Source organism: Streptomyces lusitanus (assembly GCF_042647945.1).
In the GTDB taxonomy this organism is placed as follows: Bacteria; Actinomycetota; Actinomycetes; order Streptomycetales; family Streptomycetaceae; genus Streptomyces; species Streptomyces pseudogriseolus.
Genome location: NZ_JBHRWL010000002.1, coordinates 350889 through 375494 on the forward strand (window position 1 = coordinate 350889; position 24606 = coordinate 375494).

The window sequence follows — 24606 nt, forward strand, 5'->3', positions numbered from 1 at the left end:
CCCCCGCGGCGTCACTCCGTGCGGAGGCCGTCCGGGCGCATCATCCGCAGCAGCGGCGGCAGGCTGAGCAGCGTGACCAGGGCGACCACGCCCGCGCCGACGCCCGCCATCCCGAGCACGCTGCCCCAGTCCACCTGGACCGGTGTCGCGGTCATCCGCAGCAGCACCACCCCGAGGACCGTGCCCACCAGGGTGGAGAGCGCGAGGCCCAGGCCGATCGGGATCGCCGTCTGCCACAGCACCGACAGGCTCAGCGTGCGGCGCCGGGTGCCGAAGGCGACCAGCGCCGACAGCAGCTTGCGGCGCTCCCGCAGCTGTTCGAGCTGCGAGACCAGCAGGCTCACCCCGATGAGCGCCAGCACGGCGGTGGCCCCGACGAACAGGCCGGTGCGGATGGAGTCGAACCGGGTGGTGCGCTCGGTGGCGGCCCAGGTGGACGCGTGGGCCAGCGGGTCGACGGCGGCGGCCGTGTTGCGCACACGCTCCTGCACGTCGGGCACCGACTCGTCGACGGCGAGCCACAGCCTCCCGGACAGCCGCTCCGACACCTCGGGGGTGACGGCGCCCGGCGTCAGCAGGAACCCGCTGTTCAGCATCCCGGTGGGGTCCTTCACGGCGGCGGCGCGCTTCACGACGGGCGGGACGGTCCAGACGGCGTCCTCCTGCCTGCCGGCCGCCTGGCCCTGCTCCAGGTGCAGGGCGCGGCCCGGCTTGTTCAGGACCGGTGTGTCCGTGTCGTAGTCGGCGCCGGTCAGCATGAAGACGTCACCGTCCGCGCAGCCGGTCAGCCTCGCCAGCAGGCGCAGGGCGTCGCAGTCGCCGACGGTCAGCTCCGCCCCGCGGCCCGTGTCCTCCGAGTCGGCGGGCCTCTCGTACGCGTAGACGGAGGAGAGCGCGTTGACGCCGCGCACGCCGTCGGTCTGCTCGAACTTCGCCGCGGCCCGCGCCGCCGGGACGCCGTCGGGCAGGTCGACCTGCATCTGCGCGCGGGATGTGTCCTGTCCCGTGTCGCGGGTGTACTGGCCGTCCACGCCGGCGAACAGCATCTGGAGGGCGATCGCGCCGGCCACGGCCACGGCGATGCCGTTCACCATGCGGGCCGCCGTGCCGCTGCTCAGCTGGAGCCGGCGCACGGCGAGCTGCCAGGACAGGCCGCCCGCGCCGAGCCGGGCGACGACCGTCTCCACGATCCACGGCAGCAGCGCGGTGACCCCGACGAGGAGGCACATCACACCGCCGACGACCAGGTACTGGTTGAAGTCGCCGTTGTCACGGCCCTGGCCGGTCATCGGCACGAGCATGGCGACACCGGCGAGCGGCAGCAGCAGCCGCCACCACAGCCGGCGGCGGGCCGGCCGCGCCGTGCGGACCACGCCCAGCGGCTCGATGACCACGCCGCGCAGCGCGATCAGGGTGACCAGCACCGCGGCCGCCGGGACCGCGACCGCGACCAGCAGCGCCAGCAGCGGCGACGGGTCGAGGTCGCTGGGGAAGACGCTGACGCGGAACACGTCGACGGACCCCGCGAACTCACGCCCGGCCAGGAAGAACAGGGTGCCGAACCCCAGCCCGAGCACCGCGCCGGCGAGCGCCTCGCCCGCGGCGATCCTGCGGGTCATCCGGCTGTCGGAGCCGACCAGCCGCAGCGCGGCGAGCCGGCGGTCGCGCCGCTCGCCGCCGAACCGCACGGCGGTGGCGATGAACACGCCGACCGGCACCAGCAGCACCACGAAGATGACCAGCGTCAGCATCATGAGCACCGGGTCCAGCGGCTCGGTGGGGTTCTGCTGGGTCTCGCCGAAGGCCTCGATCCGCATGACCGTCGGACTGTCCAGCCGCTCGGCGAGCCCGGTGCCGCCCGCGTACCAGGCGAGTTCCTGGGAGCCGATCAGTCCCGTCTCGCCGATGGTGCCCACGATGTCGTACGGCAGCCGCTCCCGCAGCAGCGCGCCCTCGTCGGAGGCGAGGAGCTCCTTCAGGGCGGGGGAGACCACCATCGTGCCCGGCTTCGGCAGTGCGCTCACCCCCGGCGGCACCGGGGCCTTCGGACCCTCCGGCTCCACCAGGCGGCCGCGCAGGTCGCGGTCCCTGAAGTCGCTGTTGGCGTGCGCGATGAGCAGCGTGTCGTCCGAGGGACGCAGCGTGTCCTCGGCGTACGGGCTGTCCTGGCGTGCGGCCTCCCGCCGGTCGCGTCCGTCGAGCAGGTTCGGCACGGCCGTGGTGAGCAGCAGCAGCGCCACCCCCAGCCCCACGCCGACGGCGGTGAGCAGCGCCCGCGTCCAGCCCTCCCGGCCGCCGGTGACGGCGAACCGGGCGCCCAGGGTCAGGTCGCGCGCCCTCCCCCAAGCTCTCGACTCCGCTCGAGCAGGGCGGTGCCCCCATCGGGCGCTCATACGACGCGCTCCATGTCGCGCGCCTTGCCGTCCCGGACGACGATCTCGCGGTCGGAGTACGCGGCGACCCGCGCCTCGTGCGTGACGAGGACGACCGCCGCGTTGGCGGAGCGGGCGGCCTCGGTGAGCAGCTCCATCACGCGCTCGCCGTTCAGCGAGTCCAGCGCGCCCGTCGGCTCGTCGGCGAACACCACGCGCGGTCCGGTGACCAGCGCGCGGGCCACCGCGACCCGCTGGCCCTGACCGCCGGACACCTCGCCGGGCCGCTTCCCGCGCACGTCGTCGACCTCCAGGCGCTCCATCCAGGACAGGGCGGTGCGCTCGGCCTCCTTGCGCGGGGTGCCGTTCAGCCGCAGCGGCAGCGCGACGTTCTCCACGCAGGTCAGCTCCGGCACCAGCTGGCCGAACTGGAACACGAAGCCGAACTCGGAGCGGCGCAGGGCGCTGCGCTCGGAGTCGTTCATCGCGGTCAGCTCGCGGCCGTTGTACGTGATGGAGCCGGCGTCGGGCGTGACGATCCCGGCGAGGCAGTGCAGCAGGGTGGACTTGCCGGAGCCGGAGGGGCCCATCACGGCGACGACCTCACCCGGGTGGATGGAGAACGCGGCCCCGTCGAGCGCCTTGGTCGGGCCGTAGGTCTTGTGCAGGTCCCGTGCGGCGAGCAGGGAACCGGCAGGTGCGGACGTGGTCATCGGGCCACCGCCTCACGGAGTTTGTCGAGGCGCGCGGCGGTCAGTTCCAGCCAGCGCAGGTCGGCCTCGAGGTGGAAGAGTGCGTGGTCGCAGATCAGCTGGTCGGCGAGATCGCCCTTGCGCTTGCGGTCGGTGAGGACGCGCATGCTGCGCAGGTGCTCCGAGCGCTGGGTGTCGAGGATGTCGGCGGCGTCGCGCCGGGTGAGGAGCGCGAGGACGACCTTGGTGTAGAGCGTCGACTGGAGGTACGGCTCGGGCTTCTCCGGCGTGGCGAGCCAGCGGGCGACATCGGTGATGCCGGCCTCGGTGATGGCGTAGCGCTTGCGCTCGGGGCCGCCGCCGGCCTCGATGCCGTCGACCTCCACGAGGCCGTTCTTCAGCAGCCGGGACATCGTCGAGTAGACCTGGCCGTAGTGCAGCGGCCGGTCGTGACCGAACTTCTCGTCGAAGGCCCGCTTGAGGTCGTAACCGTGGCGCGGGCCGGACTCCAGGAGTCCCAGGAGGGTGTGACCGATGGACATGCGGAGCACTCTACACACCGTGTATACGCGGGATGTATACGCGGAGTGTGCAGATCCCGCGTGCGGCTGTGACGCCCCAGGTGAGGCGGCGTTGTCACGGTTCTGTCACCGAGGTCCGGACACGCGTCCGGCCCCCGTCGCGGGCGACGGGGGCCGGTTCAGTCGGCGGGCGGGGCCCCGCCCTGGGAGGGGCCGGACGGCGGGCGGCCGCCCGGTGGCGGCCCGGAGCCCGGCGGGCGGCCCCGGCGGGGGATCGGACCCGCTCCGCCGGGGAGGCGGCCCGCCTCCGCGAGGGCGCGCCGCAGCAGGAACTCGATCTGCGCGTTCGCCGACCGCAGCTCGTCGCCCGCCCAGCGGGCCAGCGCCTCGTACACCGCCGGGTCCAGCCGCAGCAGCACCTGCTTGCGCTGCGGCCGGCGCTGCGGGGACGGGCCCTCGGACGGCGCGGTCACTGGTAGAGCGTCCCGGTGTTGAGGACCGGCTGCGCCGAGCGGTCACCGCACAGCACGACCATCAGGTTGGACACCATCGCCGCCTTCCGTTCCGGGTCGAGGTCCACGATGTCCTGCTCCTGGAGGCGGGCCAGGGCGGTCTCGACCATACCCACGGCGCCCTCCACGATCTGCTGCCGCGCCGCGACGACCGCGCCCGCCTGCTGCCGCTGGAGCATCGCCGAGGCGATCTCGGGGGCGTAGGCGAGGTGCGTGAAGCGGGACTCGATGATCTGCACGCCGGCCGCCTCGACGCGCGCGTGCAGTTCGACCGCCAGCTTCTCGGTGATCTCCTCGGCGTTGCCGCGCAGCGACAGGTCGTCCTCGTCGTGCGCGTCGTAGGGGTACTCGATGGCGATGTGCCGCACGGCCGCCTCGGTCTGGGTGGAGACGAACTCGACGTAGTCGTCCACCTCGAAGGTGGCCTGCGCGGTGTCCTCGACCCGCCACACCACGACCGCGGCCAGCTCGATCGGGTTGCCGTAGGCGTCGTTCACCTTCAGCACCGCGGTCTCGTGGTTGCGCACCCGGGTGGAGATCTTGGTGCGGGAGGTGAGCGGGTTCACCCAGCGCAGGCCGTCCTTGCGGATGGTGCCCCGGTAGCGGCCGAACAGCTGCACCACCCGCGCCTCGCCGGGCGCCACCATGTTCAGCCCGCACATCGCCAGGAACGCGGCGATCGCGACGACGATGCCGCCGACGATCAGACCGGCCTTCGCGCCCGTGCCCTCCACCGCCGTGGCCGAGATCGACATCGCCACGCCGCCCAGCAGGCCGAGCAGTCCGAGGAGCAGGGCGAGGCCGCCGCCGATGCTGTGCGCCGGGATCTCCCGGACGCGCGGCGCCGGCATCTCGGGCACGTCGGCCGTGATCTGCGGGTCGTGTGTGGTCATGAAGATGCCCCCGTCTCTCCGCGTGCGTTCCCGCACGGCGTTCACTGTCTATCGACCTTCTAGCTAAGTGATATCACATTACCCCTCCATGGCAACCTCGTACGCCTCTCGAACGTCGGTTCCGTTGGGGTGGGTGCTGATTGTCACGTCCGTAAAGGCCGGATCGGCAGCCCTTTGTCATAGCTCCCGGTGCTAGCTTGCCAAGCCGGCCTGAGTGGCGAACGTGTGTGCCGCGTGAGCACACAGAGACGAAGCGGATACGAAGCGGAGCGGAACAGGCGTATGGGACGAGCGGATGAAAGACGCGCACGACAGCGCGGCGGGCGCCGTGCGGCACCCAAGGGCCGCGCTGCCGCCGCGGGCGGCCGCACCGGCATACGCCGCCTGTTCACCTGGAAGAAGATCCTCGGCACCTTCTTCACCCTCTGCCTGCTGGGCATGGGCGCCTTCATCGTGCTGTACATGATGATCGACATCCCGGAGGGCAACGCCGACGCCGAGCTCCAGAGCAACGTCTACGAGTACAGCGACGGCACGCTCATGGCCCGCGACGGCGACCGCAACCGCGAGATCGTCGACCTGGCCCGGGTCCCCAAGCCCGTGCAGCGCACGTTCGTCGCCGCCGAGAACAAGACGTTCTACAAGGACTCCGGCGTCGACCTGAAGGGCACCGCCCGCGGCGTACTCAACACCCTGTCCGGCAAGGGCGCGCAGGGCGGCTCGACGATCACCCAGCAGTACGTCAAGAACTACTACCTGACGCAGGAACAGACCGTCTCCCGCAAGCTGAAGGAGCTGGTCATCTCCCTGAAGCTGGACCGGGAGAAGTCGAAGGACTACATCCTCGCCGGGTACATCAACACCAGCTACTACGGCCGCGGCGCCTACGGCATCCAGGCCGCCGCCCAGGCCTACTACCGCGTCGACGCCGAGGACCTCACCGTCGAGCAGGGCGCCTACCTCGCCGCGCTGCTCCAGGCGCCCAACCAGTACGACTGGGCGATCGCCAGCGACAAGGGCAAGAAGCTCGTCCAGGAACGCTGGGACTATGTCCTGGACAACATGGTCGAGCAGAAGTGGCTGGACGCCGGCGAGCGGGCCGCCATGAAGTTCCCCGTGCCCAAGGCGCCCAAGGCGGCCCCCGGCATGGAGGGCCAGACCGGCTATCTGGTCGAGGCGGCCAACACGGCGGTCAAGCAGCAGATGGTCGAGCAGGGCGTCGCCGAGAACATGGAACAGGCCAAGGCGCTGCTGGACCGCGGCGGCTACACCATCACGCTGAACATCGACAAGAAGAAGCAGAAGGCGCTGGAGCAGGCGGTCAAGGACCGGCTCACCAGCAAGCTCGACCCGAAGAAGCGGGACGTCGACGCCGACGTCCAGGCCGGCGCCGTCTCCGTCGACCCCAAGACCGGCAAGGTCGTGGCGATGTACGGCGGCGTGGACTACGTGAAGCACTACACCAACAACGCCACCCGCGCCGACTACCAGCCCGCCTCCACCTTCAAGCCGGTGATCCTCGCGGCGGCCGTCGACCGGGGCGCCGAGACCCAGGACGGCGTGCCCATCACGGCCGACACGATCTACGACGGCGACAGCAAGCGCCCCGTGGTCGAGGACGGCAAGAAGGTCGGCTTCGCCCCGCCCAACGAGGACGACCAGGACTACGGCGACATCACCGTCCAGGAGGCGATGAACAAGTCCGTCAACTCCGTCTTCGCGCAGATGGGCGTCGACGTCGGCATGACGGAAGTGATGAAGACCGCGGGCGCGCTCGGCATGAGCGAGAACCTGGACCCGTTCCCGGCGCAGACCCTGGGCACCATGGGCGCCAGCCCGATGCAGATGGCCGGCGTCTACGCCACCCTCGCCAACCACGGCAAGCAGGTCACGCCGTCGATCGTGAAGTCGGTCGAGCACAAGGACCGCACCCTGGAGATGCCCGACCCGATCGGCCAGTCGGTCATCAGCCGGCGCGCCGCCGACACGGTCACCTCGGTCCTCACCGGAGTGGTCGACGACGGCACGGCCCGGGCGTCCGTGCGGGACAACCCGCTGCGCGACGGCCAGCAGGTCGCCGGCAAGACCGGCACCTCCGACTACAACAGGTCGGCCTGGTTCACCGGCTACACGCCCGGCCTGGTCACCTCCGTCGGCCTGTTCGGCGAGGACGCCAAGACCGGCAAGCAGGTCCCGATGTACGAGGCCGGCGGCGTCGACCACCGCGTCAACGGCGGCGGCTTCCCCGCCGAGATCTGGGCGGCGTACACCTTCGGGGTGATGGACGAGGTCGCCGAGTTCGACCTGGAGACCGAGCAGGGCGCGGGCGTGGCCCCCACCCGGAGCCCGTCCCCGTCCGAGACACCGTCCCAGACCCCGAGCCAGGAGCCGACGACGGAGGAACCCCCCACGTCGACCCCGCCGACAACCACGTCCCCGCCGGAGACGACAGAACCCCCGACGGACCCGTCGACATCCCCGCCGACAACCGACCCCCCCACCTCCCCACCCCCCACCTTCGACATCCCAGGCGACCCGGACGACCCCTTGAACGACGACCGCGAATAAGCGCCCCAAAGGGGCGCGGGGACCTGCGCGAGCAGCCCAGAGCGGCCCGCACTCGCCGTCGGGCCGAATCTGCACGGCGGGGGGCGCCCCATAGGGGCGCGGGGAACGGCGCGAGCAGCCCAGAGCGGCCCGCACTCGCCGTCGGGCCGAATCTGCACGGCGGGGGGCGCCCCATAGGGGCGCGGGGAACGGCGCGAGCAGCCCAGAGCGGCCCGCACTCGCCGTCAGGCCGAACCTGCACGGCGGGGGGCGCCCCATAGGGGCGCGAGGAACTGCGCGAACAGCCCGGAACAAGCCGCACCCGGCAAACACCCCGCCCTCCACGGCGGCCCCGCACACAGAAGGGCGCCCGGTGACAACTCACCGGGCGCCCCTCACACACGTGGGTGAAACCTCAGCCGTGGTTCAGCTCGAACCACACCACCTTCCCGGTGCTCAGCCGAGTAGCCCCCCACCGCCGGGCAAGGCGGTTGACGAGATACAACCCCCGCCCACCCTCATCCGTAGCCCGCGCCTGCCGCAGCCGCGGCAACTGCGGCACGTCGTCCCCGACCTCGCACCGCAGCACATCCGTCCGCAGCAGCCGCAGCGTCACCGGCCGGGAGGCATACCGCACGGCGTTGGTGACGACCTCGCTGACCAGCAGCTCCACCGAGTCGCTCAGCTCGTCCAGGCCCCACCGGGACAGCTGCCGCCGGGCCAGCCGCCGCGCCCGCCCGGGCGCCGCGTCCTCCGGCTCCAGGAACCAGTACGCCACGTCGCTCGGCGCGATCCCGTCGAAGCGGGCGGCGAGCAGCGCGATGTCGTCGTCCCGGTCGCCCGGGCCGAGCATGTCGAGCACCTCGTCGCACAGCGCCTCGAGGGGCGGCGGATGGTCCGGCCCGGTCAGCTGCGCGGTCGCGGCGAGCTTCTCCCGCAGCTGCTCGATGCCGGTCCACACGTCGCGCAGCCGGGACTCCACCAGGCCGTCGGTGTAGAGCAGCAGGGTCGCCCCGGCGGGCGCCTCCAGTTCCACGGCCTCGAAGTCCACCCCGCCGACGCCGATCGGGGCGCCCGCGGGCACCCGCAGCACCTCCGCGCGCCCGCCCAGGTGCAGCAGCACGGGCGGCGGATGGCCGGCGTTGGCGACGGTGATGCGGTGCGCGACCGGGTCGTACACCGCGTACAGGCAGGTCGCCATGCGGTCCACGCCGAGCCGCTGGGCCTGCTCGTCGAGGTGGTGCAGCACCTCCTGCGGCGGCAGGTCGAGCCCGGCGAGCGTCTGCGCGGTCGTACGCAGCTGGCCCATGATCGCCGCCGACGTCATGGAGTGGCCCATCACGTCGCCGACGACCAGCGCCACCCGGCTGCCGGGCAGCGGGATCGCGTCGTACCAGTCGCCGCCCACCCGCGCGGTCTCCGCGGCCGGCAGGTACCGCGACGCCAGCCGTACGCCGGTGCAGCGCGGCAGGGTCTCCGGCAGCATCGTGCGCTGGAGTTCGTCCGCGATGTACGCCTCGCGCCCGTACAGCACGGCCTTGTCGATGCCGAGGGCGCTGTGCGTGGCGAGCTGCGCCGCGACCAGCAGGTCGTCGGCCTCGAACGGGATGCGCTCGGGGCGCCGCAGGAACAGCGCCGCGCCGATCACCCGGCGGCGGCCGCGCAGCGGCGCGAGGACCGCCCGCTGGCCGTCGGGGACCGCCGCCGCGCCCTCCTCGCCGAGGAGTTCCGGCAGCGCGGCCCGCGCGGCGGGCGCGTCCGTGAACACCGGACGCACCCCGCGCAGCACCTCGGCGAGCGCGCTGCCCGGCCGTACCGTGCACAGCTCCTCGCCGACCGAGTCCAGCTCGGACGGCTCCGGCGGCGCGGCCGGCAGGAACCCGCCGCCCTCGGTGTCCCGCTCGGGCGGGATCCGGTCGGTGCGGCGCAGCCGCAGCACCAGCGGGCCCGTCGGCCGCTCGTCGCCGACCGGCAGCGGATCGCGCAGATACACCAGGATCGCGTCGGAGAAGGTGGGCACGGTCGCCCGGCACAGCCCCATCACGATCTCGTCCAGGTCGATGCCGCGGGCGATCCGCCGGGTGGCCGCGCCGACGAAGCGCAGCCGGTCCCCGTCCCGCCGCATCGGCGTGGGCCGGCCCGGCCGCGCCACCTGGCCCGTACGGCGGTCCTTGCCGCCCGGACCCCGGTCCACCCGGCCCTGCCCGTCCGCCGGCTGCACCGGGATGCCGTCCGGCGCGGGCCGCGGACGGTGGGCGTCCGGCTCCGCGTCCGGGCCGGCGCCCGGCTGGGAGTGCTCGGACCCGGGACCGTCCGCCGCGGCGGGCGCCGAACCGGCGGGGGCGACCGCGCCGGGCGCGGGCGGCTCACCGCCGGAGCGGCCCTGTGCCGGTAAGGCGGCGCCCGTGCCGGCCGGCGGCGCCGGGGAACGCAGGAACGCCCCGCGGGGATCCGCGGGGTCCACGCCCGGCTGGGGGCGCTCGTAGGAGGTCGGCTGCTCCGTCACGCGTGTCGAGTCCATCCGTCCGGCGCACGCCGTGCGCGCGGTTCGCTCCGCCGAAACTCCGATACCCGGAACACGTGCCCCCGGAACGGATTTCGCGTGTGGTCAGAGGTTGTTCCTGCGACGCCGGCCGGCCGTCCTCGGCCCGTGCCGGTGTTTCCGTGCCCCTCGCTCACGTCCTGCCGCCCCTCGGTGACGTCCGGTCAAACCTCGCGCGCGCTCCGGTGGTTGCTGCTCCGCGCCCTTGCGGACGACGATCCTACGTTTCCTGCCCGGGGGCGCAGCAAGGGTCTCACGGGGATGCGTGCGCCGGTGTGCGGTCCCAGTCCTGTGGAAGTGACGGTACAGCCCAGGACGGATCCGGACGCCACTTCTCCCATCCGTCCGAGAACGGCGGCCCCCAGGCGTCGATCACCGCGACCGCCGCGCGCCCCGCCGCGCGCACCTTCCGGGCGAGCGCCACGTCCATCAGGCCGTCCCGCTGGGCCTGCGCGAACTCGTCCTCGTCCCGCCAGTGCCAGCCGCCGTCCGGCTGCACGGAGATGTCCAGGAAGTGGTCCTCGGAGTCCACCCCGCCCGCCCAGCGGGCGAGCGGCTCCTCCAGGTTCACGTACCAGTTCTTGAACCGCCAGCCCGGCTCCCAGAACAGCCACACCGACCACGGCTCGCCGGGCCGGGCCAGCTTCAGCACGCCGGTGCCGAACCAGCGGTCCTTCTGCACCGTGCGCGGCTTGGTGTAGCGGGTGGCGAGGGGTTCGCGGTGGACCGGGGTGCCGTCGGCGAGGACGGGCTTCACGCACTCGGTGCCGGGCGCCATCCAGACCGCCAGCAGCTCCGAGTCGTCGCGCACGACCGTGACGGGGCGCGCGATGTGGATGCGCGCGCCGCCGTTCTCCCGGTACCGCCACAGGATCTGCGTCCCGGGCTCCCAGTGGCGGGCCGCCCCGCCCGCGTGGCCGCGCATCGTCGTTCCACCCTCTGTCATGCGCAGATATTAGGTGGTGTGGCCACACGACGCTGCGGCCCCCGTCACGGTTCACCCCGGGGACGCCAGGTTTCACGGGCGGGTCATACGCAGGACATCCAGGGCCTCGTCCAGCTGTTCCACGGTCAGGTCGCCGCGCTCCACGTAGCCGCCCTCCAGCACCACCTGCCGGATGGTCCTGCGCTCCGCGAGCGACTTCTTGGCGACCTTGGCGGCCTCCTCGTAGCCGATGTACTTGTTCAGCGGGGTGACCACGGACGGCGAGGACTCGGCGTACTCGCGGGCCCGCTCCCGGTCGGCGACGATCCCGTCGACCGTGCGGTCGGCGAGCAGCCGGGAGACGTTGGCGAGCAGCCGCACCGACTCCAGCACGTTCTTCGCGATCACCGGCAGCATCACGTTCAGCTCGAAGTTGCCGGACGCGCCGGCCGCGGCGACCGTCGCGTCGTTGCCCGTGACCTGGGCGCAGACCATCAGCACGGCCTCCGGGATCACCGGGTTGACCTTGCCGGGCATGATCGAGGAGCCGGGCTGGAGGTCGGGCAGGGCGATCTCGGCGAGGCCGGTGCGCGGGCCGGACGCCATCCACCGCAGATCGTTCGCGATCTTGGTGAGGCCGACGGCGACGGTGCGCAGCTGCCCGCTGGTCTCCACCACGCCGTCCCGGGCGCCCTGCGCCTCGAAGTGGTTGCGCGCCTCGGTCAGCGGCAGCCCGGTCGCCCGCGCCACCTCCTCGATGACGGCCGCGGAGAACCCGGGCGGGGTGTTGATGCCGGTGCCGACGGCGGTGCCGCCCAGCGGCAGCTCGGCCAGCCGGGGCAGCGAGGCGCGCAGCCGCTCCACGCCGTACCGCACCTGGGCCGCGTATCCGCCGAACTCCTGGCCCAGGGTGACGGGCGTGGCGTCCATCAGATGGGTGCGCCCGGACTTCACCACGTCCGCGAACTCCTCCGCCTTGCGCTCCAGGGCGGCGGCGAGGTGCTCCAGGGCCGGGATCAGGTCCCGGGTGACCGCGGCGGTGGCGGCGATGTGCAGCGACGAGGGGAAGACGTCGTTGGACGACTGGGAGGCGTTGACGTGGTCGTTGGGGTGCACGTCCCGGCCCAGCCGCTCGGTGGCGAGGGTGGCGATGACCTCGTTGGTGTTCATGTTGGACGAGGTGCCCGACCCGGTCTGGAACACGTCCACCGGGAAGTGGTCGTCCCACCGGCCCTCGGCGACCTCCGCCGCCGCCTCCTGGATCGCCTCGGCGACGTCCTTGTCCAGCACGCCGAGCCGTGCGTTCACCTTCGCCGCGGCGCCCTTGATCCGGGCCAGCGCCTCGATGTGGGCGCGCTCCAGGCGCTGCCCGGAGACCGGGAAGTTCTCCACCGCCCGCTGGGTCTGCGCCCGCCACTTGGCGTCGGCGGGGACTCTCACCTCTCCCATGGAGTCGTGCTCGATGCGGTAGGTCCGGTCGTCGTCCGTGGTCGTCATCGTGTACCTCCGTGGAGCACAGCAGCGGTGTCGTCCGAGCGTATTCCCCGCAAGGCCGTCCGCCCCGCCGCGACGACGCGGCGGGGCGGACGACCGTGGGGGTTCCTCAGGCGCCGCTCAGGCTCACGTCGTCCAGCAGGAAGCCGGTCTGGAGGCTGTAGTCCTCGGTGGCGGTGAAGGTCACGGTGACCGTCTGTCCGGCGTACGCGGACAGGTCGGCCGACCGCTGTGTCCAGCCGCCGCCCGCGTGCACGTTGGACCAGGAGGCGAGCGTGGACCCGTTCACCCGGACGGAGAACGTGTCGTACGCCCGGCTGCCGGACTCGGCGGTCTCGATCCACAGCCAGAAGTCCAGCGACGCGCGCGTGCAGCCGGCCGGCACGGTCACCGTCTGGCCGACCGACTCGGTGCTGGTGGAGCCGTTGCCGCCGAGCCAGGCGAAGCGGGTGCCGCCGTGCGCGGTCCGGCCGGTGTGGGCGGCGATGACCGCGGTGGTCCCGGTCCACGGCGCGGTCCCGCTCTCGAACCCGCCGTTGCCGACGACCCCGGCCGGGTCGCAGGCGCCCCCGCCGCCCGTGCCGACGGCCTGCTGCCACACGGTGTACGCGATGCCGTCGGCCGCGCGGTCGAGCCCGGTGGTGTTGATGTTGGACAGCGTGTCGCACGACCGGTGGTAGCAGGGGTCGTACGCCGCACCGGACGTGCCGCCCCACTTGGCGGCCTGCGCGGAGGTCTTGCGGGCGCTCGCGCCCATCGCGTAGCCGGAGGTGGGGATGCCGTACCGCTCGAAGGAGTAGTCGTCGCTGCGCCCGGCGCCCTCGGTGTTCTCCTCGGGCCGGAGGCCGAGCGAGTCCCAGTACGCCTTCATCGGCGCGGCGGCGGCGGAGGTGATGTGGTTGATGAAGTAGCCGCCGTTGAGCGAGGCGACCATGTCGAAGTTGTAGTACGCCTTGATCCTGGAGCGTTCCGTCGAGGAGAGCGTACGGACGTAGAAGTCGCTGCCGTTGAGGCCCTGCTCCTCGTCGGTCCACCAGGCGAAGCGGACGCGGCTGCGCAGCTCGGGGTTCTCCCGGGCGAGCGTCAGGGCGTTCTCGAGCAGGGCGGCGGAGCCGGAGGCGTTGTCGTTCATGCCGGGTCCGGCGGAGACGCCGTCGAGGTGGGCGCCGAACATGTAGACGCCGCTCGCGTCGCCCTGGGGCCACTCGGCGATCAGGTTGGGCCCGGCGCCGCTGGTGCAGCCGGAGGTGCAGGGCTGCTCGGTGACGGTGTAGCCGGCGGCCTGGAGCCTTCCCTTCACGTAGGCGACGGAGTCGCGGTAACCCTGGCCGGTGGAACGGCGGTTGCCGCCGTTGCGGGCGGCGGCGGCGCTGAGCTCGTCGAGGTGGGCCCGTACCGCGGTGATGCTGATGTCGGGGGCGGCGAGGGCGGCGAGGGCGGTCGGGGTGGAGGCGGGGGACGTGCCGGACGGGGTGGCCGCGGCGGGGAGTGTGCCGAAGCCGAGGACGAGGGCGAGCAGGGTGCCCGCCATGGCGAATCTTCGTTTCACCTGGACTCCTCCGGACGGTGGCTGTGGGGTTGCCACGCGGTGGCCCGGGCATGGCATGTGCATGCCGGGCTGTCAGGAAGGGTCACAGCAGGTTGTTGAGGGCGTCAACGGCGTGGGGTGGGGTGGGGGGAGAAAGTCCGAAAGCAGTACAGGAATTTCGCTATGCGGACGTGGGTGGTCCGGGGCGGAGGGAGTTCGCCCCCTCCGCCCCTTCCCGTTCCCATCCCAGGGCTCCGCCCCGGACCCCGCTCCTCAAACGCCGGAGGGGCTTCGTCGGGTCAGGCGAGTCCGGGCCCCCGCACCGGAATCGACGTGAACGTCGGCTGGGGCGCCGGGTCCTGGAAGAAGTCGTTGCCCTTGTCGTCGACGACGACGAACGCGGGGAAGTCCTCGACCTCGATCTTCCAGACCGCCTCCATCCCCAGCTCCTCGTACTCGACGACCTCCACCTTCTTGATGCAGTCCTGCGCGAGCCGCGCCGCCGGACCGCCGATGGAGCCCAGGTAGAAGCCGCCGTGCGCGGCGCACGCGTCGGTGACCTGCTTGCTGCGGTTGCCCTTCGCGAGCATCACCAGCGACCCGCCGGCCGCCTGGAACTGCTCCACGTAGGAGTCCATCCGCCCGGCCGTGGTGGGCCCGAAGGAGCCGGACGCGTAGCCCTCGGGGGTCTTCGCGGGGCCGGCGTAGTACACCGGGTGGTCCTTGAGGTACTGCGGCATCTCCTGGCCCGCGTCCAGCCGCTCCTTGATCTTGGCGTGCGCGATGTCGCGCGCCACGACCAGCGGGCCGGACAGCGACAGCCGGGTCTTCACCGGGTACTTGGTCAGCTCGGCGAGGATCGCCTTCATCGGCTGGTTGAGGTCGATCTTCACGACGTCGCCGGACTCGTCGAGCTGCTCGTCCGTGGTCTCCGGCAGGAAGCGCGCCGGGTCCGTCTCCAGCTGCTCCAGGAAGACGCCCTCGGCGGTGATCTTCGCGACGGCCTGGCGGTCGGCGGAGCAGGAGACCGCGATGGCGACGGGGCAGGACGCGCCGTGCCGCGGGAGCCGCACCACGCGCACGTCGTGGCAGAAGTACTTGCCGCCGAACTGGGCGCCGATGCCGATCTTCTGGGTCAGCTCGAAGACCTTCTCCTCGAGCTCCTTGTCCCGGAAGCCGTGCCCGAGCGGGGAGCCCTCGGCGGGGATCTCGTCCAGGTAGTGCGCGGAGGCGTACTTCGCGGTCTTCAGCGCGTACTCGGCGGACGTACCGCCGACGACGATCGCCAGGTGGTACGGCGGGCAGGCGGCCGTGCCCAGCGAGCGGATCTTCTCCTCCAGGAACTTCATCATGGAGGCCTCGTTCAGGACGGCCTTCGTCTCCTGGTAGAGGAAGCTCTTGTTGGCGGAGCCGCCGCCCTTGGCCATGAACAGGAACTTGTAGGCGCCGCCGTCCGTCGCGTACAGCTCGATCTGCGCGGGGAGGTTGGAGCCGGTGTTCTTCTCCTCCCACATGGTGAGCGGAGCCATCTGCGAGTAGCGCAGGTTGAGCTTCTGGTACGCGTCGTAGATGCCCTTGCTCAGGGCCTCCTCGTCACGTCCCGACGTCAGCACGTTCTGCCCGCGCTTGCCCATGACGATCGCCGTGCCGGTGTCCTGGCACATGGGCAGCACGCCCGCCGCCGCGATGTTCGCGTTCTTCAGCAGGTCCAGCGCGACGAACTTGTCGTTGCCCGACGCCTCGGGGTCGTCGATGATGCGGCGCAGCTGGGCGAGGTGCGCGGGGCGCAGGTAGTGCTGGATGTCGCGGATGGCCTCCTCGGCGAGCTTGCGCAGCGCCTCCGGCTCCACCTTGAGGAACGTCCGGCCGTCGGCCTCGAAGGTGGACACACCTTCGGAGGTCACCAGCCGGTAGGGGGTGGTGTCCTCTCCCATGGGGAGCAGATCGGCGTACTCGAACTCAGGCATCTCGCCCATTCCTCACTCGACGGAAGACCGCCCGCCTCCGTCGGCGGGCCTTCCCAGCCTAGGACCTGCCGTGAACGCCGCTCCTGTGAGGTTGTCCTCAGTTGTCCGCGAGGTCGTCCGCGAAGGTGCCCGCGAGGTTTGTCCGCGAGTTGTCCGCGTCGCGGGGTAGTCGCGATCTATCGCGTTTGGGTACGCTGCTGCCGTGGACCTTCAGAAGCACGCCCAGCAGCCGGACACGGCCCCGCGCGACACCGAGCTGCGCGCCTCCGACGCCGACCGGGACCGTATCGTCGACCTCCTGCACGACGCGCACGCCGAGGGCCGGCTGACCGCCGACGAGCACGCCGAGCGTGTCGAGGGCGTGCTGACCGCCAAGACGCTGGGCGAGCTGGAGGGGTTCGTCCAGGACCTGCCCGCCGCCCACCAGCGGCGCGCGGCCCCTTACTCCGCGCCGGGCCGCCCCGCCGCGGGCGTCTTCCCGGTCGACCCCGACGACAACGTGGTCGCGGTGTTCAGCGCCGCCGCCCGCAAGGGCCGCTGGCGCACCGGCCGCCGCATCCACGCGTACGCCGTGTTCGGCAGCGTGGAGATCGACCTCAGCGAGGCGCTGTTCGACCACCAGCAGGTCATGATCAAGGCGTTCTCCGTCTTCGGCAGCGTCGAGATATACGTCCCGGAGAACGCGTCGCTGCGCGGCACCGGCGGCGGCGTGCTCGGCGCCTTCGAGGTGGACCCGCAGGACTCGCCCGACGACAACGCCCCGGTGATCTACGTCGACGGCTGGGCGATCCTGGGCAGCGTCGAGGCGCGGCCGAAGCGCGGCAAGCTCGTGAAGGACATCCTCGACCGCGTGCAGCGCACGGTGGACCGCAGCATGCGCAGGCATCTCGGCCACTGACCGTCCGAGGGCGTCCCCCGGCGGCGTCCCTCGCGTCAGGCGGCCGACGGGGGCGCGCCCGCCGTGGGTAGCTCCACCGTGATGCGGAGCCCGCCGGCGGTGCGGGGCGTGAGGGTGAGCGTGCCGCCGTGTGCGCGGGTGATGGACCGGACGATCGCCAGGCCGAGGCCGACGCCCGCGTGGTCGGTGTGCACGCGCTCGGTGCCGCGCCGGAACGGCTCGGTGAGCGTCGGGACCAGCTCCGGCGGGACCGGCTCGCCGGTGTTCTCGACGGTGAGCAGCACGGTCGCGGGGCGCAGCGCGGTGGTCACCCACACGCTGCCCCGCTCCGGCAGGTTGTGGACGATCGCGTTGTGCACGAGGTTCGTGGTCAGCTGGAGCAGGAGCGCCGGCGATCCGACGGTGGGGGTGATCTCGCCGTCGGTCACCAGGGCGACGCCGTGCTTCTCCGCGAGGGGCAGGAGCGTCTCGGCGGCCTCCTCCGCCACGAGGGACAGGTCGACGGGTTCGCGGGCGAAGGACTGCCGGTCGGCCCGGCTGAGCAGGAGCAGCGCCTCGGTGAGGTCGATCGCGCGGGCGTTGACGGCCTGGAGGCGGTCGAGGACCTCACCGGTGTCGTGCGAGGGGTCGGTGCGGGCCACGTCGAGCAGCGACTTCGAGATCGCCAGCGGGGTGCGCAGTTCGTGCGACGCGTTGGCCGCGAACCGCCGCTGCTCGGCCACGTGCGCCTCCAGCCGGGCGAGCATCGCGTCGAAGGCGTCGGCGAGTTCGCGGAACTCGTCCTGGCGGCCCGGCAGCCGGACGCGGTGCGAGAGCGATCCCGTGGCCGCCGTGCGGGTGGCGTGCGTGATGCGCGCCAGGGGGGCGAGCATGCGGCCGGCGAGGACCCACCCGCCCAGGAGGCCGAACACCAGGAGGCACGCCATCACCACGGCCGCCAAGGGCGCGAAACCGCGCACGAAGCTGGTGCCGGGGGTCACCCGCCACGCCCCCTGTTCGTTGGTCTGGAACCATCCCTCCCGCAGGAGGAACACGCCGACGGCGGCGAGCACCAGGGAACCGGCGAGCAGAAGGAAACCGGCGTAGCTGAGGGTGAGCTTGAGGCGGACGCTCAGCCCGGGCGGCCTATCCACGGCCCCGTCCGTCACGCGCGGAACCGGCGGAGCCGGGCGCGGTGTCGATGCGGTAGCCGACGCCCGGCACGGTCGCGATGATCCACGGTTCGCCGAGGCGCTTGCGCAGCGCCGAGACGGTGATGCGCACGGCGTTGGTGAAGGGGTCGGCGTTCTCGTCCCACGCCCGCTCAAGGAGTTCCTCGGCGCTGACCACACCGCCCTCGGCGGCGACGAGGACCTCGAGCACCGCGAACTGCTTGCGGGTGAGCGCCACGTAGCGGCCGTCGCGGTGGACCTCGCGGCGGAACGGGTCCACGCGCAGGCCCGCGACCTCACGCACCGGAGGCCTGGCGTGCGCCCGCCTGCGGTCGAGTGCCCTCAGCCGCAGCACCAGCTCCCGCAGGTCGAAGGGTTTCGTGAGGTAGTCGTCGGCGCCGAGTCCGAAGCCGGACGCCTTGTCGTCGAGCCGGTCGGCCGCGGTGAGCATCAGGATCGGCATCCCGCTGCCGGAGGCGACGATGCTCCGGGCGATCTCGTCACCGGAGGGTCCGGGGATGTCGCGGTCGAGGACGGCGATGTCGTAGGAGTTGACGTCCAGCAGCTCCAGCGCGGTGTCGCCGTCCCCCGCGATGTCGGCCGCGATCGCCTCCAGGCGCAGGCCGTCGCGGATGGCCTCGGCCATGAAGGGTTCGTCCTCGACGATCAGCACACGCATGCCGTCGATGCTAGGAGCCCGCGCATATCGCCGGCGTATCCGGAATCGCATACGTGCCCGCAACACGGCCCGCCCTTGACTGGCCGGGACATGACCGGCAGTGAGCGAGGACGGGGAACCATGACGCAGGCCGACACGGTGAGGACCGGGCCGGAGGACACCGGCCGCCACGACAGCCACGACAGCCACGACAGCCACGACAGCGACGACGGCCGCGCCGGGCGGGAGGGGTGGCGCGGGGTGCTGCGCGCCGCCTCCCGGCCCGGCCCCTGGAGGCGCGGCACGGTGCTCGCGGCGCTCGCGGTGCTGCTGGGCCTGACCCTGCTGCTGCACGCGCGGATCACGGACCGCGGAGGGCTCGGCAGCCTGGTGGAGTCCTTCCTGCCGTGGTCCGGCCTGTTCGTGCCCGTGCTGCTGATCGGCGCGCTGTGGCGTCGTTCCGCCTCCGCCGTGGTCGCGCTGCTGCTGCCCGTCGTGGTGTGGCTGAACCTCTTCGGCGGGCTGCTCGGCGACCGGTCCGGCCCGGCGGGCCACGCGGATCTCACCGTGGCGGAGCACAACGTCGCCGCCGGCAACTCCGACCCGGCGGGCACCGCCCGGTCGCTGGCCGGCTCCGGGGCGGACGTGCTGGCCCTGGTGGAGCTCACCGAGGAGGACCTCGGCACGTACGAGAAGGGCCTGGCGGCGGCGTACCCGTACCACACGGTGCTCGGCACGGTCGGGCTCTGGAGCAGGCTGCCGCTGTCGGGGACCCGGCCGCTCGACATCACGAACCACGGGCCGCTCGCGGCCACCCGGCCGGCCGGCGAGACGTGGTCCTCCATGCGGGCGCTGCGCACCACGGTGGCCACCGACCAGGGCCCGCTGGCCGTGTACGTGGCCCATCTGGGCTCCGTACGGCTCATGCCCCGAGGCGGCTTCTGGACGGACAGCCGGGACCGCGACGCGCGGGCGCTCGCCGAGGTCCTCGCCGCCGAGCGGAACGAGCGGGTGGTGCTGCTCGGGGACCTGAACGGCACCACGGACGACCGCGCGCTCGACGGCATCACCTCACGGCTGAGCTCCAGCTGGACCGAGGCCGGGGACGGCTTCGGCTTCACCTGGCCGGCGGCTTTCCCGGTGGCGCGGATCGACCACATCCTGGTCCGAGGTGTGCGGACGGAGAGCTCCTGGGTGCTGCCGGCCACCGGCAGCGACCACCTGCCGGTCGCGGCCGGTCTGAGGTGGTGAGGGCGCGCGGGGCCGCGCGGCCGCCCGTAAGCGGAGCCCGTCGGGGACTCTGTGCATAGGCGCGCGCACATCGGGTAAGCCTTGACGCATCGTCTCCTTGGAGGGCGCCAGGGATTCACGCCGGGCCGACCCGTGTGCATCCACGGCACTCGCCAGCTCGCGAAGCCGTCGTCAGGAGTAGACCGTGCTGCAACCGCCGCATTCGTCCCTGCAGGTAGCCGCCGTTCCGGCCCAGCGAGTGGCAGCGCGGGACAGGGACCAGGACGCCCCCTGGCACACCGAGGCGGTGTGCCGGCGTGACGAGGCGGGCCTGTTCTTCGCGCCGTCGAAGGAACCGACCGCCGCGCGGCTGTCCCGCGAGGAGGCGGCCAAGCGGGTCTGCGCCCGCTGCCCGGTCATGGTCGAGTGCCGCGAGCACGCTTTGCTCCAGCCCGAGCCCTACGGCGTCTGGGGCGGCCTGACCGCGGCGGAGCGCCGTGTCGTCCTGGCCCGCCGCAGGCGGCGCGAGATGGAGCTGAAGAAGGCCCGGCAGAACCGCATAGCCGCCGCGGGCTGACCCCGCACCGACGGAAGGAGGCGCCCTCTCCGCACAGAGGACGCCTCTTCTTCCGGTGGCTCACGGGTTCGCCGGGTGGTTCTCGGGGTCTCCGGGTGGCTCTCGGGGTTACCCGGGCGGCCTCGCGGGCTACTTGGCCCGGTCGAAGTCGATCGCGCTGTAGGCCCGCAGCTTGCTGAGCCGGTGCTCGGAGTCGATCCGGCGCACCGTCCCCGACTTGGACCGCATCACGATCGAGTCGGTCGTCGCCGTCTCCGAGCGGTAGCGCACACCCCGCAGCAGCTCGCCGTCGGTGATGCCGGTCGCCACGAAGAACACGTTGTCCCCGGTGACCAGGTCCTCCGTGGTCAGCACGCGGTCCAGGTCGTGCCCGGCGTCCACGGCCCGCTGCCGCTCCTCGTCGTCCTTCGGCCACAGCTTGCCCTGGATGGTGCCGCCCAGGCACTTCACCGCGCAGGCCGAGATGATGCCCTCGGGGGTGCCGCCGATGCCCAGCAGCAGGTCGATGCCGGTGCCCTCGCGCAGCGCCAGGATCGAGCCGGCCACGTCGCCGTCGGAGATCAGCTTGATGCGCGCCCCGGTCTCCCGGATCTCCTTGATGATGCCCTCGTGCCGGGGCCGGTCCAGGATCACCACGGTGACGTCCTCGGGGGTGACCCGCTTCGCCTTGGCGACCCGGCGGATGTTCACGCTCACCGGGGCGTTGATGTCGACGAAGTCGGCCGCCTCCGGGCCCGTGACCAGCTTGTCCATGTAGAACACGGCCGACGGGTCGAACATCGAGCCGCGCTCGGCCGCCGCCAGCACCGCGATCGCGTTGGTCATGCCCTTGGCGGTGAGCGTGGTGCCGTCGATCGGGTCGACCGCGATGTCGCACTCGGGGCCGGTGCCGTCGCCGACGCGCTCCCCGTTGAAGAGCATCGGCGCCTCGTCCTTCTCGCCCTCGCCGATGACGACGACGCCGTTCATCGAGACGGTGGAGACCAGGGTGCGCATGGCGCGCACAGCGGCACCGTCGGCGCCGTTCTTGTCGCCGCGCCCCACCCAGCGGCCGGCGGCCATCGCGGCCGCCTCGGTGACCCGCACCAGCTCCAGGGCGAGGTTGCGGTCGGGGGCCTCGGAGGGGACATCGAGCTCGGACGGCAAATGGTGGTGTTCGGTCATCGGAGCGCACCTTTCTGTACGACGACGGCCGGATGAGGGTGTGGCCATGACTCTAGCGCCAGGCGGACAGAATGAGCAGGGGACCCCACGGATGAGCGCCCCGGGCACCTGCGACGATAGGGGGCGTGGCAGGAACGAACAGCATGCAGAAGACCGCCAGGGACATGGTTCTCTCCCTGGCCCTCATCGTGCTCGCGGCGGGAGTGGTGTGGCTGTTCATCCCGCACACGGACGGTGAGCCCGAGATCAAGCGCGTCGACTACCGCGTCGACCTGCTCACCGCCCGCCGTGCCGCCTCCTACCCCGTGGCCGCGCCCGAGGGGCTGCCGAAGACGTGGAAGCCCACCTCCGTGCGCTACCGCGGCGCCGAGGGCGAGGCCTGGCACCTCGGCTTCCGCACTCCCGAGGGCGAGTACGCGGCGGTCGAGCAGTCCGCCGGCAAGCGCTCGACGTTCATCGAGACCACGACGCAGAGCGCCGAGGAGACCGGGGCCACGCAGCGGATCGACGGCGGGACCTGGACGCGCTACGAGGGCGACCGCTACGACGCCCTGGTGCTGGAGAACACCCCGGGCTCGACGACCGTGGTGACCGGCACGGCGTCCTTCGCGGAGATGACGAAGCTGGCGGAGGCGCTCCGCACGGAGTGACCTGCGCACACACGCAACAAGGGGCGGGGCCCCGGATCGGTGATCCGGGGCCCCGCCCCTGTTGTCGCGCTCGGGCTCAGACGGTGGTGACGACCTGGTCGTACTCCAGGCGCGGGTTGCGCGGGAACCAGGCGTCGGGGCCGGGACGGCCGATGTTCACGACCATCAGCGGGGTGTGGTCGTCGTCGAGGAACTCCTTGCGCACGCCCTCCACGTCGTAGCCGGTCATCGGGCCGGCGGCCAGACCGGCGGCGCGCACGCCGATGATGAAGTACGCGGCCTGGAGGGCGGCGTTCAGCGCGGCGGCGGACTCACGGACCGGGCGCTCGCCGAAGAACGCGTCCTTGGCCTGCGGGAAGTGCGGGAAGAGCTGCGGCAGCTCCTCGTGGAACTCGTTGTCCGCGGACAGGATCGCCACGAGCGGCGCGGCGGCCGTCTTGGGCTGGTTGCCCTCGGCCATGTGCCGCACCAGGCGCTCACGCGCCTCGGGGGAGCGGACCAGCGTGATGCGCAGCGGCGACTGGTTCATGGACGTAGGGCCGTACTTGATCAGGTCGTATATCGCCCGCACCTGCTCGTCGGTCACCGGCTCGTCGGTGAACGTGTTGGCGGTGCGCGCCTCGCGGAACAGCAGGTCCTGCGCGGCGGAGTCGAGAACGAGAGACATGCGTGAACCTCATGGGGGGTCGCGGCGGCCCGTCGGGGATTAACGGACCGCGGTCCGGTTTGCCGGACCGAGCGTACCTCTATGAAGTTTCAACTTTCAACCGGCTCCCGCCGCCAACCGGCTTCCTACTCGTCGTCGCCGGCCCCCTCGCCCCGCTCCTCCTCCGCGAGCGCCGCGTCCAGCCGGGCCCGCGCCCCGTCGAGCCAGCGCCGGCACACCTTGGCCAGCTCCTCGCCCCGCTCCCACAGCGCGAGCGACTCCTCCAGCGTCGTACCGCCCGCCTCCAGGCGGCGCACGACCTCGATCAGCTCGTCCCGCGCCTGCTCGTAACCGAGCGCCTCGGCCACCGCCGCCTGCTCCGTCCTGCCGCTCATTCCGCCCACCTATGCCTCGACCGTCCCGACCCGAACCGTGAACTCGCCCGCGGACACCCGCGCCCGCAGCGTCTCGCCCGCCTCCACCTCACCGGGCGCGCGTACCGCGTGCCCGTCCTCCCGCTGGAGCACCGCGTACCCGCGCTTCAGCGTGGCGGCGGGGGAGAGCGCCACCACCCGCGCGTGTGTGTGCGTCAGCTCGGAGTCGGCCCGGTCCAGCTGGTGGCGCAGCGCCCGCCGCCCCCGGTCCAGCAGCATCGTGACCTCCTCCGCGCGCGCGTCGATCATCCGGTGCGGGTCCTGTATCGACGGCCGCGCCAGCGCCTGCGCCAGCCCCCGCTCCTCCCGCTCCAGCAGGGCGCCCACACACCGCCGCGCCCGGTCCCGCAGCATCCGCACCCGCTCGTACTCCTCGCCCACGTCCGGCACCACCTTCTTGGCGGCGTCGGTCGGCGTGGAGGCGCGCAGGTCGGCGACCAGGTCGAGCAGCGGGCTGTCCGGCTCGTGCCCGATCGCCGAGACGACCGGCGTCCGGCACGCGGCCACCGCCCGCACCAGCTGCTCGTCGGAGAACGGCAGCAGGTCCTCCACGCTGCCCCCGCCCCGCGCGACGACGATCACGTCCACGTCGTCCAGCGCGTCCAGCTCCTTCACGGCCTGCACCACCTGCGGCACCGCGTGCACCCCCTGCACCGCCACGTTCCGCACCTCGAAGCGGACCGCGGGCCAGCGGTGCCGCGCGTTCTCCAGCACGTCCCGCTCGGCCGCCGACGCGCGCCCGCACACCAGCCCGATCAACTGCGGCAGGAACGGCAGCGGCTTCTTGCGCTCCGGCGCGAACAGCCCCTCCCGCGCCAGCGACTTCTTCAGCTGCTCCAGCCGCGCCAGCAGCTCCCCGACCCCCACCGGGCGGATTTCGGCGGCCCGCAGCGACAGCTGCCCGCGCGGCGCGTACCACTCCGGCTTGCAGTGGACGACCACCCGCGCGCCCTCGCTCACGACGTCCGCGACCGCGTCGAACACCTGCCGGTAACAGGTCACCCCCACCGAGATGTCGTACGACGGGTCGCGCAGCGTCAGGAACACCACGCCCGCGCCCGGCCGCCGCGACAGCTGGGTGATCTGACCCTCCACCCACACCGCGCCCAGCCGGTCGATCCACCCGCCGATGAGCCGCGACACCTCTCCCACCGGCAGGGGGGTGTCCGCGGACGTGTTCACAGCCATGCCCGCGAGCGTAGTGC

At 72.5% G+C, this 24606-nt stretch carries 21 protein-coding genes; 5 read left to right on the forward strand and 16 right to left on the reverse strand.

Annotated elements, in window-relative coordinates; genetic code table 11:
* Positions 1–11: 11 nt before the first annotated feature.
* From ACFOSY_RS03040 to ACFOSY_RS03060, 5 genes are all read right to left on the reverse strand, one after another.
* Positions 12–2393: an ABC transporter permease gene (locus tag ACFOSY_RS03040; protein WP_394305144.1), complete on the reverse strand. Its 2382-nt coding sequence runs from the start codon at positions 2391–2393 to the stop codon at positions 12–14.
* On the reverse strand, positions 2390–3085 hold the full coding sequence (locus ACFOSY_RS03045; RefSeq protein WP_394305145.1) for an ABC transporter ATP-binding protein: 696 nt from the start codon (positions 3083–3085) through the stop codon (positions 2390–2392). The genes ACFOSY_RS03040 and ACFOSY_RS03045 overlap by 4 nt, the downstream gene beginning before the upstream one ends.
* The gene (locus tag ACFOSY_RS03050) at positions 3082–3606 is read right to left on the reverse strand and encodes a PadR family transcriptional regulator (RefSeq protein WP_394305146.1); all 525 of its coding nucleotides are present in this window, start codon (positions 3604–3606) and stop codon (positions 3082–3084) included. The genes ACFOSY_RS03045 and ACFOSY_RS03050 overlap by 4 nt, the downstream gene beginning before the upstream one ends.
* 158 nt (positions 3607–3764) lie before the next feature.
* Positions 3765–4058, reverse strand: a complete 294-nt coding sequence (locus ACFOSY_RS03055) for a hypothetical protein (protein ID WP_006132065.1) — start codon at positions 4056–4058, stop codon at positions 3765–3767.
* Entirely contained in the window at positions 4055–4990 is a 936-nt protein-coding gene (locus ACFOSY_RS03060) for an SPFH domain-containing protein (RefSeq protein WP_394305147.1), read from the reverse strand. The genes ACFOSY_RS03055 and ACFOSY_RS03060 overlap by 4 nt, the downstream gene beginning before the upstream one ends.
* 282 nt (positions 4991–5272) lie before the next feature.
* On the opposite strand from ACFOSY_RS03060, the gene ACFOSY_RS03065 reads away from it, so the two are divergent.
* Entirely contained in the window at positions 5273–7558 is a 2286-nt protein-coding gene (locus tag ACFOSY_RS03065; protein WP_394305148.1) for a transglycosylase domain-containing protein, read from the forward strand.
* Between the two features lie 394 nt (positions 7559–7952).
* Here the strand turns inward: ACFOSY_RS03065 and ACFOSY_RS03070 are convergent, their stop codons facing one another.
* The 5 genes from ACFOSY_RS03070 to ACFOSY_RS03090 all read right to left on the reverse strand — a co-directional run bounded on the left by ACFOSY_RS03070 (position 7953) and on the right by ACFOSY_RS03090 (position 16002).
* The gene (locus ACFOSY_RS03070; protein ID WP_394305149.1) at positions 7953–10058 is read right to left on the reverse strand and encodes a SpoIIE family protein phosphatase; all 2106 of its coding nucleotides are present in this window, start codon (positions 10056–10058) and stop codon (positions 7953–7955) included.
* A gap of 274 nt (positions 10059–10332) precedes the next feature.
* Entirely contained in the window at positions 10333–11025 is a 693-nt protein-coding gene (gene fomD / locus ACFOSY_RS03075; protein WP_394305150.1) for a cytidylyl-2-hydroxypropylphosphonate hydrolase, read from the reverse strand.
* 72 nt (positions 11026–11097) lie between these two features.
* Positions 11098–12501 (reverse strand): class II fumarate hydratase, encoded by a 1404-nt coding sequence (locus ACFOSY_RS03080; RefSeq protein ID WP_394305151.1) that lies wholly within the window; start codon positions 12499–12501, stop codon positions 11098–11100.
* Between the two features lie 106 nt (positions 12502–12607).
* Positions 12608–14029 (reverse strand): M20/M25/M40 family metallo-hydrolase, encoded by a 1422-nt coding sequence (locus tag ACFOSY_RS03085; RefSeq protein ID WP_394305435.1) that lies wholly within the window; start codon positions 14027–14029, stop codon positions 12608–12610.
* Between the two features lie 296 nt (positions 14030–14325).
* Positions 14326–16002 carry a fumarate hydratase gene (locus ACFOSY_RS03090; RefSeq protein ID WP_031016953.1) on the reverse strand — a complete coding sequence of 559 codons (1677 nt, stop codon included), beginning with the start codon at positions 16000–16002 and terminating at the stop codon, positions 14326–14328.
* Positions 16003–16195: 193 nt separating this feature from the next.
* On the opposite strand from ACFOSY_RS03090, the gene ACFOSY_RS03095 reads away from it, so the two are divergent.
* Complete coding sequence (locus ACFOSY_RS03095) at positions 16196–16891, forward strand: DUF1707 SHOCT-like domain-containing protein (RefSeq protein WP_394305152.1); 696 nt, start codon at positions 16196–16198, stop codon at positions 16889–16891.
* Between the two features lie 35 nt (positions 16892–16926).
* Here ACFOSY_RS03095 and ACFOSY_RS03100 read toward each other — a convergent pair whose 3' ends face one another.
* Positions 16927–18024, reverse strand: coding sequence for a sensor histidine kinase (locus ACFOSY_RS03100; RefSeq protein WP_394305153.1), 1098 nt, complete (start codon positions 18022–18024; stop codon positions 16927–16929).
* Positions 18017–18721, reverse strand: a complete 705-nt coding sequence (locus ACFOSY_RS03105) for a response regulator transcription factor (RefSeq protein WP_394305154.1) — start codon at positions 18719–18721, stop codon at positions 18017–18019. Before ACFOSY_RS03105 ends, ACFOSY_RS03100 begins: the two co-directional genes overlap by 8 nt.
* 120 nt (positions 18722–18841) lie before the next feature.
* Between ACFOSY_RS03105 and ACFOSY_RS03110 the strand changes: the two genes are divergently transcribed.
* Positions 18842–19951 (forward strand): endonuclease/exonuclease/phosphatase family protein, encoded by a 1110-nt coding sequence (locus tag ACFOSY_RS03110; protein ID WP_394305155.1) that lies wholly within the window; start codon positions 18842–18844, stop codon positions 19949–19951.
* A 184-nt stretch (positions 19952–20135) separates the two neighbouring features.
* Positions 20136–20507, forward strand: a complete 372-nt coding sequence (locus ACFOSY_RS03115; RefSeq protein WP_031016944.1) for a WhiB family transcriptional regulator — start codon at positions 20136–20138, stop codon at positions 20505–20507.
* A gap of 129 nt (positions 20508–20636) precedes the next feature.
* On the opposite strand, the gene glpX is transcribed toward ACFOSY_RS03115, so the two are convergent.
* Positions 20637–21671: a class II fructose-bisphosphatase gene (glpX, locus tag ACFOSY_RS03120; protein ID WP_391790015.1), complete on the reverse strand. Its 1035-nt coding sequence runs from the start codon at positions 21669–21671 to the stop codon at positions 20637–20639.
* A gap of 143 nt (positions 21672–21814) precedes the next feature.
* Here glpX and ACFOSY_RS03125 point away from each other — a divergent pair, with 143 nt between their 5' ends.
* The gene (locus ACFOSY_RS03125; RefSeq protein WP_394305436.1) at positions 21815–22321 is read left to right on the forward strand and encodes a DUF4245 domain-containing protein; all 507 of its coding nucleotides are present in this window, start codon (positions 21815–21817) and stop codon (positions 22319–22321) included.
* Between the two features lie 76 nt (positions 22322–22397).
* On the opposite strand, the gene ACFOSY_RS03130 is transcribed toward ACFOSY_RS03125, so the two are convergent.
* From ACFOSY_RS03130 to xseA, 3 genes are all read right to left on the reverse strand, one after another.
* On the reverse strand, positions 22398–22988 hold the full coding sequence (locus ACFOSY_RS03130; protein ID WP_394305156.1) for a malonic semialdehyde reductase: 591 nt from the start codon (positions 22986–22988) through the stop codon (positions 22398–22400).
* 125 nt (positions 22989–23113) lie between these two features.
* On the reverse strand, positions 23114–23362 hold the full coding sequence (locus tag ACFOSY_RS03135) for an exodeoxyribonuclease VII small subunit (protein WP_394305157.1): 249 nt from the start codon (positions 23360–23362) through the stop codon (positions 23114–23116).
* A gap of 9 nt (positions 23363–23371) precedes the next feature.
* Positions 23372–24589 (reverse strand): exodeoxyribonuclease VII large subunit, encoded by a 1218-nt coding sequence (gene xseA, locus ACFOSY_RS03140; protein ID WP_394305158.1) that lies wholly within the window; start codon positions 24587–24589, stop codon positions 23372–23374.
* Positions 24590–24606: the final 17 nt, after the last annotated feature.